The sequence below is a fragment of the Clostridium ganghwense genome, assembly GCF_026735165.1.
Lineage (GTDB): Bacteria > Bacillota > Clostridia > Clostridiales > Clostridiaceae > Clostridium_H > Clostridium_H ganghwense.
The window spans coordinates 645,172-663,189 of the sequence record NZ_JAPQES010000001.1 but is presented as its reverse complement, the minus strand read 5'-3'; the positions used below and the strand labels follow the sequence as shown (position 1 = coordinate 663,189).

Sequence of the window (18,018 nt, the reverse complement as noted above, 5' to 3'; positions counted from 1 at the left end):
AAACAGTATCAAAATTTAAATAAAATCATATTGTATTAATGTATCAGTAAAAATATGGAGGTATATGAATTGTATAACAATATGGAAGAAAATTATGAAATGATACCTTTTGAAATACCAAATTACATGTATACGCCAAGGATGATAGAACCTATTGTAGAAGATTTATCATTTATGACTAGGAGTAGTGAGGAAGAAGAAACAAAGGTTAGAGAAAAAGATAAAAAATATAAAGACAAAGATTATTATGATAATGACTATAAAGATAAAGATTATTACGATAAAGATTATCCTAAATATGATTACAGAGATATCCAAAGAATATGTAGAATGATAGAGAGATATAATCCTGGAATTATTAGAACTATGGTAAGATATGGTATGCCATATCCAGTAGCAAGAAGATTATGTAGAAGGATTGTAAGACTTACTCTTAGATATTATTATTATTAAAAAATGGAGTGCATTTATGTGTTTTCATAAATGTACTTTATTTTTCGTAAAAGTTAAAGTTGAAAATTATTCCATTGAATAGTTATAATTATATATATAATAATTTAAGGAAGGGTAAAGTATATGAATGTAGGACTTGTATTAGAAGGTGGAGGAATGAGAGGTCTTTATACTGCTGGTATATTGGACTTTTTTATGGAAAAAAACTTATATTTTCCCTATGTAATTGGGGTATCAGCTGGAGCTTGTAATGCAGCATCTTATATTTCCAGACAAAAAGGAAGAAATAAAAGAATAAATATTGATTACATAAATAATCCTAAATATCTAAGCTATAGAAATTTAATAATAGAGAGAAGTGTTTTTGGTATGGAGTTTTTATTTAATGAAATACCAAATAAATTAGATCCTTTTGATTTTGAAGCATTTAATAAATCACACCAGAGATTTATTATTGGTACAACTGATTGTGAAACAGGAAGACCTTTGTATTTTGATAAGAATAAATGTAAAGACATATTAAAGGTTATAAGAGCCTCTAGCAGTATTCCTTTATTAGCACCTATAGTTGAACTTGAGAACAAAAAATTATTAGATGGTGGGGTTTCGGACTCTATACCTGTAAAAAAAGCAATAGAAGATGGAATGAAAAGAAACATAGTAGTTTTAACTAGAAATAAGGAATATAGAAAAAAGCCTCATAAATTTAAAATGTTCATAAAAAGAACCTATAGTCAGTATCCAAATTTAGTGGATACAATTTTTAATCGTTTTAAAATTTATAATGATACTTTAGACTATATTGAAAAATTAGAAGAAGAAAAAAAGATATTTGTTATTAGACCTAGCGAATCTTTAAACGTGGATAGATTAGAAAAAAATCCTGAAAAATTAAGAGCGTTATATGATATGGGATATAGAGATGCCAAACAGTTATATACTAGAATGAAAGAGTGGATTGGTTAGGGATGTGAAGAAATAAAATAGTAAGCTTTAGCTTGCTATTTTATATTTAAACTTTCGTAATATTAAGAAAATTCTTGACTATATGGTAAATATTACTTATTATTGTAATATAAGGTTTGTGATTAATTAAAGTTAAGGGGGTTTGGTTATGAATGAATTATTAGCAAGTGTAAGAGATGTTAAAGAAAAGGCTAAAAAAGCAAGAAGAGTTGGCAAGCTACCTGGAATACTTTATGGAGGAAAAAGAGGAAATATTCCTTTCTACATTATGGCAAACGAATTTCAAAAATACATAGCAAGAAAAGGAGAGCGCAGTATAGTATATATTAATCTTAATGGTGAAAAGATTAAGGCGCGTATAATAGGAGTACAGAGACATTTAGCTGGGAATCAAGTTATAAGTGTAGATTTAAAAGAATTATCAGAAGATGTTGCTTAAAATATATTTAAATACAGCCTTTTAAAAATTAAAGGCTGTGTTTTTTTATTTTGTGATAAGTATGTCAAAAATGTATTTGATTATCTTTTCTCTTTAAAATAAAGAGTATAAGTGATATAATTAGAAAGCAAGTTTTAAATTTAAAATAAATTATATAAAAGACAGTTCGAAAGCCTCCTGTCTGTAAATAAAACTAAGGCATAACAATCAAAGTATATTGAAAGTAACTATACTGTATTTTTAGTATAGTTTTTTTATGGAGCGTAGATTGATATGACTGCCTTAGGTTTTAAAGGCAGTTTTTTTATTTACTAGGAAATTATAAAATTTTATAATTTCCAACCTTAAGTATCCTAATAAAGTATATATTGCGTAAAAGGCATTTGAACAAACTTTAGAAAGTCTTATTTATTTTCGTGATATATGCGTAAAGAAAGACATATGTTTGAGCGATAGCGAGTTTATGTTTTTTAGCATGTATCTAAGAAAATAAATTAGACTTTCTTAGTGAAGTGAAGCGCCTTTATAGCAATATATACCTTTGTTACGTTTAGAATCAATTTATAAATCTGTGAAATTTTTTACTTTAGACTTATCAATAAAAATGAAGGAGGAATGATGGATGGATATTGAAAGATATAGTGAAGTTAAAGGAAAAAATCAAAGAGAAATAGTTTTATTAAAAGCTTTTCCTTGTAAATGGGGAAGATGCACTTTTTGCGATTATATTTCAGATAATTGTTTAGATGAAAAGAAAATGGTTAAGTTAAATAGAGAAATTTTAAGTAAAGTTACTGGAAAGTATAAGGTTCTAGAAGTTATAAATTCTGGAAGTTGTTTTGAACTTCCAAAGGAGACTTTAGAATACATCAAGGAAATAGTAGAAGAAAAAGGAATCCAAAAATTATTTTTTGAAAGCCATTGGATATATAAGAATAGGTTGGATGAAATGAGAGGTCTTTTTAATGTGCCTATAATATTCAAATGTGGAATAGAAACCTTTGATGATTATTTTAGAAATGAAGTTTTAAAAAAAGGCGCTAAATTTTCAGGACCAGAAGAAGTAGCCGAATTTTTTAAATCTATCTGTCTTATGGTTGGTATAAAAGGTCAAACAAAAGATATGATAAAAAAAGATATGCATTATTTAACAAAGTATTTTGAAAGAGGATGTATAAATGTTTATATAGAAAACACCACTCCCTTAAAAAGAGATGAAAAACTAATCAAATGGTTTAAAGATGAGTATTCAGAGTTAGATAAGAATGAAAATATAGAGATTTTATGGAATAATACAGATTTTGGAGTTGGAGGAGAAGTTTAAATGAATAGAAACATTAAAACAGAAATTTTAGTTAAAAGTGCTGTAGTAGCTGGTCTTTATGCAGTTCTCACAATGACACTGGGTTTTATGAGTTATGGACCAATTCAATTTAGAATAGCAGAAGTTATGACATTGCTTGCATTTATAGATCCTTTATATATACCAGGATTAGTTTTAGGATGTGCTATTTCAAATATAACTAGTACCATAGGAATTATAGATATAATTGTAGGAAGCTTTGCAACACTTATTACTGTATATTTAATTAGTAAAACAAAAAATTTATTTATAGCCTCTCTATGGCCTACAATAAATAGTGTTTTTGTAGGAGCAGAATTATATTATGTTTTAGGTTTACCATTTTGGTTATCTACATTACAGGTAGCGATAGGAGAATTTGTAGTAGTAACTCTTATAGGGTATCCATTATTTAAGTACGGAATATTAAATAATAAAAATATTGTTAATACTTTAAAAATTAATAAAACAAATCAATAAAAGAAATTAATTTAAAAGCACTCTTTTAATAGTAAAAGGGTGCTTTTTAATAGTTTTTACACTATTTTAACAAAATTATATTGAATTAGTTAGCATATAAAAGTATACTAAATATTACAATTATATGGAAATGGAGGTGTTTTATGAAAACATATAATGCTGTTTATAAAGATTTCCATACCTTAAGCAATTATGTTTTAGAAAATAATATAAAAGATCATGATAATATTCTTATTCAGGTTTTTTGTGGAGTAATTAATAAGGAATACATTTATAAAATAAAAAATGATATACTAAATATTCTTCCACAGGCAAAAATTATAGGAGTGACTTCTCCAGCAGAGATTTTCAACGGAAATAGTATAATTGACAGCTGTATAGTTTCTATAACTGTTTTTAATAGTACAGAGATAAACACTTATGCTATAAGTAAAGATAAGTTATCAGACTTTCAGTGTGGAAAGACTTTAGCTCAAAAGCTTGTAAAGGAAAACACAAAAGTTTTAATTATTTTTGGAGATGGAAATAGCCTTGACGGTGAGAAATTTTTGGAAGGTATAAATTCTGTATCAAAAGATATTATTGTTGCAGGAGGTCTTGGAGGAAATATTGAAAATAAATCAGAAGCTTATGTGTTTAATGAAAGTGAAATATTAAAAGATGGTGCAGTTGGAGCATCCTTAAGTGGAAAAGAATTATATGTGCATGTGGACAATAATTTCAATTGGATACCAATAGGTAAGGAACATACAATAACAAAGATAAAGGAAAATATAAAGGAAAATATTATTGAAACTATCGATGATATTCCTGCTAGAGAATTCTATGAAAAATATATTGGGAGTGAAAATATAAATAAAATATCAGAGGTAGGTATACAATTTCCAATAATGGTTAAAAGAAATGGTAAGTATGTTTCAAGACCTATAAAAGGTTTAAGTGAAAATGATGGCATTAATGTTATTGCTAGTATAAAAAAAGGTGAAAAAATAAGGTTGGGATATGGTAATTTTAATTATATTCTAAAATCATCTAAAAAAATATTTGAAAATATTGAAACTAAACCAATAGAAACAGTATTTATATATTCGTGTATTGCAAGAAAGTTATTTTTGAAATCATACGTTGATATGGAGATGAATGCTTTAAGTAAGGATATATCTGTAAGTGGATTTTTTACTTTTGGTGAATTTCATTATTTAGGTAATTCGAATGTTTTCTGTACTGAAACAATGACATTATTAGGACTTTCTGAGGAGAAAAATTCACGTATTGGAATAGATAAAAGTTTTGATAAACTATTTAAACGATATGAATCTGGTGAAAATTTTGCTTTATACAATTTAATCAAAGTAACAGGAGACGAACTTAATGAACTTAATAAGACATTAGAAGAAAAAGTGGAAGAAAATACAAGAGAACTGAAAGAACAATACTATACTGATCAATTAACAAAGTTACCTAATAGAAATAGATTAGCCATAGATATTTTTAAAAATAATTATACAAAGCTAGCATTAATTGATGTGAATTCTTTCACAGAGTTGAATGATTTTTATGGAAATAGAGTAGGAGATGTTATACTTATTCAATTAGCAAAAGTAATAGAATATTTTGCTAAGGAAAATGGATTTAAGGCATATAGGATAAATTCTAATGCTTATGCTCTAGCAAGTAGTGACAAGATAAAAGATATAAGGTTTATAGAAGCTATGCTAAAGCTTCAAAAAAATATAAAACAACAGTGTTTCTTTTATAGGCAACACAAATTCTTTATAAATGTAATTATAGGCATAGCTATAGAGGATACTCAACTTATTGAAAAAGCAGATATGGCACTTAATTATGCACAAAAACATCAAAAGAACTTCCAAGTATATGATGATAATTTAAACATTTTAAAGTCTTATGAAAATAATCTAATATGGACAAAAAAAATAAGTGATGCTGTGGAGAATGATAGAATAGTACCTTATTTCCAGCCTATATTCAATAATACTACTGGGAGAATAGAAAAATTTGAATCATTAATTCGTATGATAGATGAGGACGGACAAGTTATATCTCCATATTACTTTCTTGATATTGCTAAAAAAGCTCTAATTTATAATGAACTTACTAGAATAATGATATCCAAGACCTTTAAAGTATTTAAGAATACTCACTATGAATTTTCAATTAATTTATCAGTAGAAGATATATTAGATATGCAAACAAGAGGGTTTATCATTGAAAAATTAAGCACTTCACGAATAGCGAGCCAGATTATATTTGAAATTGTAGAATCAGAAGGTATTGAGAACTTTCATGAAGTTATGGAGTTTATAAATGAAGTGAAAAGCTACGGTGCTAAAGTGGCTATAGATGATTTCGGTACAGGTTATTCAAACTTTAGTTATCTTTTGAAGCTAAATGTGGATTATATAAAAATAGATGGTTCTATAATAAAGAATGTAAATAAAGATAAATCAGCAGAAGTAGTAGCAGAAACTATTGTTAATTTTGCACGAAAATTAGGTATAAATACAGTGGCTGAATTTGTTTCAGATAAAGATATATACAAAAAAATAAATGATATGGGTATAGATTTTTCACAAGGATATTATTTTTCTGAACCTAAGCAATATATAAAATAAAGTTTACTAAGTATCCTATACGATATTTAAGATATGAATAAAAAATTAAATTTTAAACCTTATCCATTATTTGGTTGAATGATTAAAAATTTAGTAATATTATAGTAAGTAGAAAGAGTATCCTCAAAAATGAAGATACTCTTTATTTAATTTAAATATAAAAAATATAAAATAAGAAAGGACAATTAAAAATGATTTACATATGTGCTGCAATGTATTGTGAGGTTAGTCCGTTTATATCTTATTTAGGATTGAAAAAGGATAATGAGGTTACTAGCTTTCAAGTTTTTAAAAATGATGAAACTGTGCTTATTATTAGTGGTGTAGGTTCAGTAGCATCAGCTATTGCTACTACATATATGCTTACTAAATACAAAGCAGAACCTTATGATTTATTTATTAATATAGGGATTTGTGGAACTAAAAAACAAGAAATAGAGATAGGAAATACTATATTGTGTCATAAAATTATTAATCACGATACAAAAAAGAAATTTTATCCGGATATATTATTTAAACATCCTTTTGAAGAAGGAGTTCTAGAAACATTTTCTACAATAATAAATAGAGAAATGTACTGTGAATTTGAAGGAGATTTAGTAGATATGGAGGGGGCAGGAGCTTATGCAGCTGCAGCTATATTTTTACCTCCTCATCAGATTAACTGTATAAAAATTGTTTCTGATTTTTTAGAAGGAGATAAGGTAACATCGAAAAAGGTATCGGAATTAGTAGGAGATAATGTGCCTTTAATTAGTAAATGGATGAAAGAAAGGCAAAAATCTTGTTGTCAACCTAGTAAGATATTTACGGAAGAAGAAGTGAATTTTCTAAAAAAAATTAGTAATAACTTAAGACTTACTGAATCAATGTATCATCAATTAAATCAGTTAAGTAAGCACTATAAAATTCGTTTTGGAAACATATTAGAGGTTTCAAAGCCTTTTTTACATATTCAATGCAAATCTAAAAATGAGGGGAAGAGGTATTTTGCAAAACTCAAAGAACAGCTTATGGAATTCTAATTTTTCACACATTTATGTAGAAAAAAGTGCATTAAACCATCCAAATACAGAAAAAATCTTAGCCTACTTTAAGAATACAGTTGTGGTTGAAATTGATCATTATAAAGAAGTGTTTTGTCGAGGGCATCAGAGTTTTAATATGCAAAAGAGAAGTACAAAATTAATTTTAGCTACTAAAAAAGACAATTTGATTTATGAAGGGGCAGATGTTTGTGAAAATTTTGGTAATGCACATTTTTACTATACTTCTTCTATGATGAATTGTATTTATAATTGTGAATATTGTTATCTTCAGGGAATGTATCCATCAGCAAATATTGTTATATTTGTTAATATAGAAGATATTTTTAATGAAGTAGAGAAACTATTAGAAAAACACCCTGTATATCTTTGTGTTTCTTATGATTCAGATTTACTTGCTTTTGAAGGCATTACTTCTTTTGCAACTTCATGGATGAAATTTGCAAATAAGCATCCGGATTTAAAGATAGAACTTAGAACTAAAAGTGCAAATTTTAAGGCAATTAGAGATATAGATCCTTTAGATAATACAATTCTGGCCTGGACATTATCGCCTTCTAAGGTTATTAGTAAATACGAGGAAAAAACGCCTTCTTCAAAATTAAGATTAGAAAGTATTAGAGATGCTGTAGAAAAAGGGTGGACGGTAAGAATTTGCTTTGATCCTTTACTATATACAAAAGATTGGAAAAAAGAATACAAGAAATTAGTAGAAGAAACCTTTAAGGTTCTGCCAGCGGAAAAAATTTATGATATAAGTATTGGTGTTTTTAGGGTGGCAAAGGATTATCTTAAAAAAATGCAAAAGGAAAGAACTCATTCATTGCTACTTTCTTATCCTTTTGAATGTAAAAATGGTGTTTGTAGTTATTCAGAAAAACAAACAAGGGAAATGATAGATTTTGTATATAAAGAGGTCTGCAAGTTTATGCCAAAGAAGAAAATATACATTTAAGGAAGGAAAGTATATATGAAAACAGCTATTGTTACAGGAGCATCTTCAGGAATTGGGTTTGAAATTACTAGAAAACTTTTAAAAATAGGATATAAGGTTTATGGGATAGGAAGAAACTTTTCTAAGATTAATTTGGAAAATAATAATTTTATAAAAGTTTCTTGTGATTTAACTAAAATTCATGATTTAACTCAAAAAATAAAAGAGATTAGAAAAAATGAAGAAGTATATATTCTTGTTAATAATGCAGGAGTAGGGTATTTTGGACCTCATGAGGAATTAAATCCTCAAAAGATTCATGCTATGGTTGCAACGAACTTAGAAGCGCCATTAGTACTTATACAATTACTTCTTAGAGATTTAAAAAAGAATGTAGGATATATTATTAATATTTCTTCTATAACCGCTAAAAAGTCCAGTACATATGGTTGTGCTTATGCGGCCACAAAAGCAGGAATTACCCATTTTGCAGAGAGTCTATTTGATGAGACGAGGAAAACTGGTGTAAAAGTGGTGACTATTCATCCAGATATGACAAAGACAGCTTTTTATGATGATTTAAACTTTAGAGAGGGTGATATAGAAGAGAGTTATATAACACCTCAGTGTGTGGCAGAAGCAGTAGAAATGATTTTATCTCAAAGGCAGGGTACTGTAGTTACAGATATCACACTTCGTCCCCAAAGACATATGATTAGAAGAAAGTAGGATTAATAAAATAATAATAGGTAAAAATATGTTATACTGTAATTACAACAATGTGATGTTAACATATAAAAGTATGGAGATGGTTTATATGAAGATGTGTTCTGTATGCAAAAAAAATGTAGCAATTATATTTACATCAAAAATTGAAAATGGAAAATCTGAAATGATAGGATTATGTATAGAATGTGCAAAAAAGATGGGATTTACTGCTATTGATCAACTTATGAATCAAGCTGGAATGACTCAGGAAGATATGGGGAATTTAACTGAACAAATGAATGATATGCTTAAAGATATAAATCTTGAAGATGCTTTTGGAGATTCTGAAGAAAATTTATTTATGAACTTATTTAATGGTTCATTTCCAACAACAGAAGATGGAAATAATAAAGAAGATAAATTAGAATATAATCTAGAAGATAAAGAAAAGTCTTCTAATGTAAAAGATCAATCAAAGGTTAAGTCTAAAAGTAAAATATTTGGAAATAAGAAAAAGAATTTAGAAAAGTATGGAGTTAATCTAACAGAAAAGGCAAAGAATGATGAAGTAGACAAGATAATTGGAAGAAATAGAGAAATAGATAGAGTGGTACAAATTCTAAATAGGCGAACTAAAAATAATCCTATATTGATTGGTGAGCCTGGAGTTGGAAAAACAGCTCTTGCAGAAGGATTAGCTGTACGTATTGCTGAAAAGCAGGTTCCGGCCAAATTGTTTAATGCTGAAATTTATCTGTTAGATTTAACTGCTGTTGTAGCAGGTACGCAATTTAGAGGACAGTTTGAAGGGCGTATGAAATCTATTATAAAAGAAGCGCAAGAAAGTGAAAATGTAATTTTAGTTATTGATGAAGTGCATAATATTATGGGAGCAGGTGAGGTACAAGGAGGCGCTATGAATGCAGCTAATATTTTAAAACCTGCACTTGCTAGAGGAGAAATACAGGTAATTGGTGCAACTACTCTTGAAGAATACAGAAAACATATTGAAAAAGATTCTGCATTAGAGAGGAGATTTCAACCTGTATTAGTTGAAGAACCTACGGCTGAGGAAACCATAGAAATTTTAAAAGGTATAAGAAATTATTATGAAGAGTATCATAAAGTGAAAATATCTGATGAAGTAATTGAAGAGGCTGTAAATCTATCAGAAAGATATATTACTGATAGATATTTGCCTGATAAAGCAATAGATGTAATTGATGAAGCTGGTTCAAGAGCAAATTTAAAAAATCAAGGGCTTATAGAGCTGGAATCTTTAAGAGAAGAGTTGGAAAAACTCCAAGATGACAAACAAGCGGCATCTGATAGTAAGAATTATGAAAAAGCTGCAGAATATAAAGTGCAGGAATGCCAAATTGAAGGGAAAATTAAAGAAATTGAGAAAAAATGCAATGAGGTACAAATTACTACTCAAGATATTGCATTTGTTATAGAGGCTTGGACAAAAATTCCTGTGCAAAAAATTACGGAAAAGGAAGCTCAAAAGCTGTTAAATTTAGAAGAAAAATTGCATAAACGAATTATTGGTCAGCATGAAGCTATTGTAAGCTTATCAAGAACAATAAGACGTAATCGTTCAGGATTCCGAAAAAAGAGAAAACCTTCCTCATTTATTTTTATTGGTCCTACAGGGGTGGGAAAGACAGAATTAGTAAAGACAGTAGCGTGTGAACTTTTCGGAAGTGAAGATGCTATGATTCGTGTAGATATGTCTGAGTATATGGAAAAGCATACTGTTTCTAAGTTGATTGGAGCGCCTCCAGGATATGTAGGATATGATCAAGGAGGACAGTTAACGGAAAAAGTAAGAAGGAAACCTTATTCTGTTATTCTTTTGGATGAAATTGAAAAAGCACATCCAGATGTATTTAATATGCTGCTTCAAATTCTTGAAGATGGAAGACTAACAGATAGTCAAGGTAGAACTACTTTCTTTGAAAATACAGTCATTATTATGACATCTAATGCAGGTACTCATTTCAAATCAAATGGTATTGGTTTTGCAAAGGCTGAATATAATATTTTAGAAAATCGTGTAAAAGATGCATTAAAAGAAATCTTTAGACCTGAATTTTTAAATAGAGTAGACGAAACTATTATCTTTACGGAACTTAATAAGGAAGAACTTCGTCAAATTATTGACTTGATGATTAAAGAAGTAGTTGATGAAGCACAAGAAAAAAGAATAAACCTTGAAATTTCTAATGAGGTAAAAGATTTTATATTAGAAAAGGGATATGATAAGAAATATGGTGCTAGACCTTTGAGAAGAACTATTCAGAAATACATTGAAGATGAAATTGCTGAGCAGTATCTCCAAAATAAATTTAGAGAAGGTTCTCAAATAAATGTAAAATTGAAAGATGGAAAAATAATATTACAATAGAAAAAATGTAGATTTAAATTTAATATTTTAAATATTAGCCTTTAGTAAAATCCACCTATTATTTTTATAATAAATAGGTGGATTTTTTATGGTTATATTTACCATGTTATATAGAACAGAAAAACTTAATATATAGCACTACTAAAAATATAAAAATATGATAAAATAGTATGGTTGATGATTAGGAGGAGAGACAAGCATGCGTATTAAAAATGAACCATATATTTTAGTTTTCGGAGCTTCAATTGTTGATATTTTTGGTTTTAGTAGTTCTAATTATAGACCTTATAATTCTACACCAGGCAATATAAAAATGTCTTTTGGGGGAGTGTGTAGAAATATTGCAGAGAATATGGCACGTGTAGGGGTAAATACAAAATTTATTTCTGTTTTAGGAAATGATGAAAAAGGCCGCAGCATGTTAGACCATTCTAAGCTTATTGGATATGATATGCAAGAGTCTTTAATTTTAGAAAATGGAAGTACACCAACATATATGGCTATTTTGGATGAAAATGGCGAAATGGTTTCTGCTATTGTTGATATGAAAAGTATTGATGAAATTGATTTTGAATTTATTGATTTAAAAGCAGATATTATAAAAAATTCTCAATTTACATTTTTAGATGCAGATAATGCTGCAAATTTGGAATATATTTTAACTAAGTTTAAGGGTGAAACAAAGTTTATTTTAGATCCTGTTTCAGCTGCTAAAGCAGAAACTATAAAACATCTAATCAAGCATTTTCACACAATCAAACCTAATAGACATGAAGCAGAAGTTCTAGCTGGATTTGAAATAAATACAGATGAAGACTTAAAAAAAGCTGGGGAATACTTTCTGTCGCTAGGTATAAAAAATGTGTTTATAAGTTTAGATGAGGATGGAATTTATTATTCTAATGGAGTAAAAACAGGTAGAATTAAGGCAAATGATGTAACTGTTAAGAATGTAACGGGAGCTGGCGATTCTTTTGTTGCAGGCTTAGGTTATGCTTATACGAAAAAGCTTCCCATACAAGAAACTGTTAAATTTGCAGTTGCAATGTCAATTATTACAATATCTCATGAAGAAACAATTCATCCTGATATGAGCTATGAGTTGGTTGAAAAAACTATTGAATCTATTAATTGGACAGAAATTAAATACTAAAAAATATTTTTTGAAACATAAATGATTATCGGAATAATTTAATAATATACATATAGAGATTTAAAAATAAGCAATATTTAAGTGAGTTTTAAAGCTGGCAGCTAAGTATAATCTGTCAGTTTTTTATTATATGTAAAATAATATTTAAATGAGTAAAAATGATGTACACAAATAATTAATTATATTATAATGAAATATATCATTTATTATTTCATGCACAAATAATTATTTTTTAAATTATGAAAAATTATTAGAGGAATTTCATATAAAAATAAAAAGGAGGATAATCATTACAATGGATATAGGTACAAGAATTAAAGAACTTAGAACAAAGAAAAAACTTACATTAAAAGATTTAAGTGAAAAGACTAATCTTTCTATTGGATTTTTATCTCAATTAGAACGGGGATTGACAACGATAGCAATAGATTGTTTGGAAAATATTGCTGAAATATTAGGAGTAGACTTAGGATATTTCTTTACTATGTCTAAGAAAAGTAATGGTTATATTCTGCGTGGTCATGAACGAGAAATTATTCGTATTGAAGAATCTAAATTTATTCATTATCAGTTGTCTAATGATTTAAAAAATAAAAATATTTTACCGAGATTAATCGAAATTCTACCTAGTAAGGAGGAAGAAGAAATTGTTCCTTATCAGCATCAAGGAGAAGAATTTGTATATGTATTAGAAGGAATTTTGACTATATATATAGGTAATGAAAGGCATGAGTTATTTCCTGGAGATACAGCACATTTCAAATCAGATATTGTACATAACTGGGCTAATTATACAAATAAAATTGTGAAATTACTTGTAGTTAGTACCCCGAATAATTTTAAAGTAATTAATTAAAGGAGAAGTGGTATGAATAAAGTCATTTTATATATTATCATTTTCTTTGCTGTATTAGGGAGTATAGATAAGATTATTGGAAACAAATTTGGATTAGGAAAAAAATTCGATGAAGGATTTATGGCTATGGGAAATTTAGCATTGGGAATTATAGGAATATACTCTATGGCTCCTATATTGGCTAATGGATTATTATCTATAATAGCACCAATATTTAAAGTAATTGGGGTAGATCCTTCTATATCTGTAGGGAGTTTATTGGCTTGTGATATGGGAGGATATAGTTCAGCAATGGAAATTGCCAAGACAAGAGAATTAGGAATGTTTTCAGGATTACTGATAGCTTCTATGTTGGGAGCTACAATTGTATATACAATCCCAATTGCTATTGGAGTTATTGAAAAAGAAGATCATCCATTTTTTATAAAAGGCATATTAGCTGGCATAATTACAATTCCTATAGGAGCACTTATAGGTGGTATTTTATCAGGAATGAATATTTTAGTTATTATTAAAAATCTTATTCCTATCATAATTTTTTCGATTATTTTAGCAATAGGGTTAATTAAACAACCTGAAAAAATCATGAAAAGTTTTGCTTATTTCAATAAAATTATAGCCATTCTTGGTACAATAGGATTGATTGCTGGAATTTTTCAAAGATTAACAGGAATTACTTTAATTCATGGAATGAAACCATTACAAGAAGGATTAAGTATTGTAGTAAATATTTCCATTTTCTTGGCGGGGGCATATCCTATGATGTTTATAATTACAAAATTATTTACAAAGCCTTTATCTAAGGTAGGTGAAAAAGTGGGTATAGAAGAAAATGCCGTAATAGGACTAATTATTTCACTTGCTAATAATATTCCAGCCTTTGTTATGCTAAAAGATATGGATAAAAGGGGAAAAGTTATATGTTCTGCCTTTGCTGTTAGTGGAGCTTTTTCTTTTGGAGGACAAATGGGATTTGTAGCAAGTGTTGAAAGCTCTATGATAGTACCAGTTATGATTGGAAAATTAACAGCAGGAATTAGTGGGGTTATTTTGGCTTATTTTCTAACAGGAGAAGAGGTTAAAGATTCTAGTTGTGTGATGGCAAAAAATACACAATAAATTTGCTAAAAATATTATCCATATGGATTTTAAAAGATTATAAATATAAAATTAAAAAAGTTAAGGGGGAAAAGTATGTTAGTAGATGAAAAACTAAAATTGTTAAGAAAACAAATGAAAGATAAAGGTATAGATGCTTATATTATACCTAGTTCTGATGCACACCAAAGTGAATACGTTGCAGAACATTGGAGATCAAGAGCTTGGATTTCTGGATTTACTGGTTCAGCAGGAACAGTTGTTATAACAACTGAGAAAAGTGGATTATGGACAGATGGGAGATATTTTCTTCAAGCAGAAAAACAGTTAGAAGGAACTGAAATAAAACTATTTAAGATGAGACAGCCCAATGTTCCAACATACATAGAATGGCTTGAAAGCGTACTTCCAGAAGGTGCTTGTGTAGGGTTTGATGATAAGGTGTTTTCATGGACACAAGTAAAAGAATTAGAAGAAAGTTTTGCACAAAAAGAAATAAAGATAAACGGAGAATTTGATTTAGTTGATGTTATTTGGGAAGACAGACAAGATATTCCTATAAGTAAAGTATATATTCATGATACAAAATATGCAGGAAAAAGTATTAAGGAAAAATTGGATTTAGTAAGAGGAGAAATGAAGAAAAAAGGAGCGCAGTATTATTTGTTAAGTTCATTAGATGATATTGCATGGCTTTTTAATATTAGAGGAAATGATGTAAAAAATAATCCTGTTGTTATTTCATATGCACTAATTTCAGAAGAAAAGGCAATGATTTTCGTAGATCAAAGAAAAGTTACAAAAGAAGTTATTGAAACTTTGAAGAATAACGGTGTTGATTTAAAAGGGTATTATGAAGTAAAAGATATATTATTAACAGGTTTAAAAGAAGGAAGTGGTGTCTTCTTTGATCCAAGTAAAACTAGTAGATGGTTATATAATTCTATTCCATCAGGTTGTGAAAAAATAGAGGGAAAAGATATTACTACACAATTAAAAGCAATAAAAAATGAAGTGGAAATTGAAAATTTGAAAAATTGTCAAGTAAAAGACGGTGTAGCTATGGTGAAATTCCTTCATTGGTTAGATGAAAATGTGGAAAAAGAAGAGATTACAGAAATTTCAGCTACAGAAAAATTAGAAGCTTTTAGAAGAGAACAAGATAAATTTATAGAAACTAGCTTTGATACTATTGGAGGATATAAAGAGCATGCAGCTATGATGCATTATAGTGCAACAGAGAAAACAAAATATACTTTAAAAGCAGAAGGTATGTTCTTAGTTGATTCAGGTGGACAATATTTAGATGGTACAACAGACATTACAAGAACTATTATTTTAGGACCAATTAGTGAGGAAGAAAAACATGATTTTACTTTAGTATTAAAAGGGCATATAGCTTTAAGTCGAATAAAGTTTTTATACGGAGCTACAGGGTCTAATTTGGATATTTTAGCTAGACAACCTTTATGGGAAGAGGGAATTGATTATAAATGTGGAACAGGACATGGAGTTGGATTTTTACTTAATGTTCATGAAGGACCTCAAAGATTTAGCCAAGATTATAATGATACAAAATTAGAAAAAGGTATGATTATTACAAATGAACCTGGAATCTATAAAGAAGGAAAGCATGGAATAAGAACAGAAAATGTTTTATTGGTAGTAGAGGATGAACAAACAGAATTTGGTCAATTTATGAGGTTTGAAGGTATATCATATTGTCCTATTGATTTAGAGGGTATTGATATAGATATGCTTAATGATAAGGAAAAGACATGGCTTAATGAGTATCATAAAAAGATATATAACTTACTATCAACATACCTAAATGAAGATGAAAGAAAATGGTTAAAAAGAAAAACTAGAGAAATATAAGAAATTCACAAGTCAATATGAATTTTTGAACAATTTGGAATAGAGGTAGAAATACCTCTATTTTTCTTTAATTAAATTTAAAAGATATAGACTTAAGAAATGTAAAGTTCTATTAAAATGAAAAAAATAATATTAAAATTTCTAAGATAAAAGGGAAAAATATGAAAAAAACTACAGAATTCAACAAAAAAATGTTGAATGTTCATATTAATATAGTATAATAGTTATAAACATACGTGTATATTCACTTAGGCTAATAGGTGGGTGATATAAAATGAAAGAATTTGAAAAAAGTATATTACAAAGTATGACGATTTTGTATGTAGAAGATGAACCAGTTACAAGAAAAGTAACTACTGAGGCTATTAAAAAGATTGTAGGAAAATTATATACTGCAGATAATGGAAAAGATGGAATACGTAAGTTTGAAATGTATCAGCCGGATATAGTGATTACAGATTTAGTTATGGAAGATATGACTGGTATTGAAATGTCAGAAGAAATTAGAAAAAAAGAGAATGATTGTTCTATTATTGTTACTTCTGCTTTAGATGATGCAAAAAGTATTTTGAAGACTGTAGATGTAGGAATTGAAAAATATATTATTAAACCCATAGATATAGAGGAATTAGTAGAAGTATTATTACGTATTGGGAAGAAACGATTACGTTTACAAACAGAAAACTATATTGCTACTGGTGGAAATTTGTTAACTAAAGAACAAAAAAGATATTTAGAAAAGATGATGCGTAATCTCTGTGGGATTTATTTAAAAGATATTACAGGAAAGGGAGCTAGGACAATCCAAGTACTGGTAAAAGGAAATCAGATTGAAATTAAGGCGATTGGATGTTTAACAGTAATGGAAGAAAATTTAATTGACAATGGGTATGACTATAAAATGATAGATTTTAATCGAAACTTTTTATATAAAGCAACACAAAAAGATATTGAAAAGAAATTTTCAACTCTTTGTAATACTCGAGTGTATCTACAAAAAATTGAATCAAATTCAGAAGAAGGATATGATAAATTTATTTTTTCTTTTCAAAAAGGATGAAAATTATAAAAAACTAAATTGAAAAACATATATAATATAGAAATACGACATGAAATTTTAAAATTTGACAATGCACAACAAATGTTTTATAATTTGATTAAAGATATTTTAAAAAGCTTCGGAAGAAATGAGTTAAGTAGCTTCTGAGGTATAGTATTATGAATGAGTAATTAATAAAATTAAATATATAAGTAGAAAGCAATTGAAGATAACAATCTGTGATTGTGTAAGCTTTAACTGCTCTACAATAAAAGGTATTTATTTCTTGATCGTTAGAGATATTATGTACCTTATATTGTGGAGCAGTTTTTATTTGTTTTAAAACTATATAATAACTTTTAACAATAGAGGAAACGATGAACTATGTACTGTATGTGGGCACTTGGTATATAGGGAGTTAGTAGTGCAACCGGCCATTTTTGTAAATGGTCGTTTTTTGTATCCTAAAATAGTAAAAAATAGATAGGTTTAATGAACTTAGAAGGGAGGTAAAAGTAATAGGAGCAAATAGTTTTAATCTTTTAAATTATAAATATTAAATAAAGAATGTATAGAAAGG

Annotated in this window: 15 protein-coding genes and 1 riboswitch; all 15 genes read left to right on the top strand. The window is 28.0% G+C overall.

Translation table 11 applies throughout. The features are described 5' to 3' along the window. The first annotated feature begins 69 nt into the window (after positions 1 to 69). The 15 genes from OXH55_RS02900 to OXH55_RS02830 all read left to right on the top strand — a co-directional run bounded on the left by OXH55_RS02900 (position 70) and on the right by OXH55_RS02830 (position 17,459). The gene (locus OXH55_RS02900) at positions 70 to 453 is read left to right on the top strand and encodes a hypothetical protein (RefSeq protein WP_268047968.1); all 384 of its coding nucleotides are present in this window, start codon (positions 70 to 72) and stop codon (positions 451 to 453) included. Positions 454 to 576: 123 nt separating this feature from the next. Then, on the top strand, positions 577 to 1,419 hold the full coding sequence (locus OXH55_RS02895; RefSeq protein WP_268047967.1) for a patatin-like phospholipase family protein: 843 nt from the start codon (positions 577 to 579) through the stop codon (positions 1,417 to 1,419). A 148-nt stretch (positions 1,420 to 1,567) separates the two neighbouring features. Continuing rightward, entirely contained in the window at positions 1,568 to 1,858 is a 291-nt protein-coding gene (locus tag OXH55_RS02890) for a hypothetical protein (protein WP_268047966.1), read from the top strand. A 628-nt stretch (positions 1,859 to 2,486) separates the two neighbouring features. After that, a complete protein-coding gene (locus tag OXH55_RS02885; RefSeq protein ID WP_268049010.1) occupies positions 2,487 to 3,182 on the top strand; it encodes a radical SAM protein in 696 nt (231 codons plus the stop codon). Beyond that, on the top strand, positions 3,183 to 3,680 hold the full coding sequence (locus OXH55_RS02880; protein ID WP_268047965.1) for a QueT transporter family protein: 498 nt from the start codon (positions 3,183 to 3,185) through the stop codon (positions 3,678 to 3,680). Positions 3,681 to 3,823: 143 nt separating this feature from the next. Continuing rightward, complete coding sequence (locus OXH55_RS02875) at positions 3,824 to 6,316, top strand: bifunctional diguanylate cyclase/phosphodiesterase (RefSeq protein ID WP_268047964.1); 2,493 nt, start codon at positions 3,824 to 3,826, stop codon at positions 6,314 to 6,316. A gap of 191 nt (positions 6,317 to 6,507) precedes the next feature. After that, positions 6,508 to 7,341 (top strand): 5'-methylthioadenosine/S-adenosylhomocysteine nucleosidase family protein, encoded by an 834-nt coding sequence (locus OXH55_RS02870; RefSeq protein ID WP_268047963.1) that lies wholly within the window; start codon positions 6,508 to 6,510, stop codon positions 7,339 to 7,341. Continuing rightward, positions 7,307 to 8,317: an SPL family radical SAM protein gene (locus tag OXH55_RS02865; RefSeq protein WP_268047962.1), complete on the top strand. Its 1,011-nt coding sequence runs from the start codon at positions 7,307 to 7,309 to the stop codon at positions 8,315 to 8,317. Before OXH55_RS02870 ends, OXH55_RS02865 begins: the two co-directional genes overlap by 35 nt. A gap of 15 nt (positions 8,318 to 8,332) precedes the next feature. Continuing rightward, positions 8,333 to 9,025: an SDR family oxidoreductase gene (locus OXH55_RS02860; protein WP_268047961.1), complete on the top strand. Its 693-nt coding sequence runs from the start codon at positions 8,333 to 8,335 to the stop codon at positions 9,023 to 9,025. Between the two features lie 88 nt (positions 9,026 to 9,113). Further along, entirely contained in the window at positions 9,114 to 11,414 is a 2,301-nt protein-coding gene (locus OXH55_RS02855; RefSeq protein WP_268047960.1) for an ATP-dependent Clp protease ATP-binding subunit, read from the top strand. A 199-nt stretch (positions 11,415 to 11,613) separates the two neighbouring features. Next, positions 11,614 to 12,567: a carbohydrate kinase family protein gene (locus OXH55_RS02850; protein ID WP_268047959.1), complete on the top strand. Its 954-nt coding sequence runs from the start codon at positions 11,614 to 11,616 to the stop codon at positions 12,565 to 12,567. Between the two features lie 289 nt (positions 12,568 to 12,856). Then, a complete protein-coding gene (locus OXH55_RS02845; protein WP_268049009.1) occupies positions 12,857 to 13,423 on the top strand; it encodes a helix-turn-helix domain-containing protein in 567 nt (188 codons plus the stop codon). Positions 13,424 to 13,435: 12 nt separating this feature from the next. Further along, a complete protein-coding gene (gene eutH / locus OXH55_RS02840; RefSeq protein WP_268047958.1) occupies positions 13,436 to 14,542 on the top strand; it encodes an ethanolamine utilization protein EutH in 1,107 nt (368 codons plus the stop codon). 75 nt (positions 14,543 to 14,617) lie between these two features. Next, positions 14,618 to 16,399, top strand: a complete 1,782-nt coding sequence (locus OXH55_RS02835; protein ID WP_268047957.1) for an aminopeptidase P family protein — start codon at positions 14,618 to 14,620, stop codon at positions 16,397 to 16,399. Positions 16,400 to 16,673: 274 nt separating this feature from the next. Next, on the top strand, positions 16,674 to 17,459 hold the full coding sequence (locus tag OXH55_RS02830) for a Na-translocating system protein MpsC family protein (RefSeq protein ID WP_268047956.1): 786 nt from the start codon (positions 16,674 to 16,676) through the stop codon (positions 17,457 to 17,459). A 340-nt stretch (positions 17,460 to 17,799) separates the two neighbouring features. Next, positions 17,800 to 17,883, top strand: a riboswitch (cyclic di-GMP riboswitch). The last annotated feature ends 135 nt before the right edge of the window (positions 17,884 to 18,018 follow it).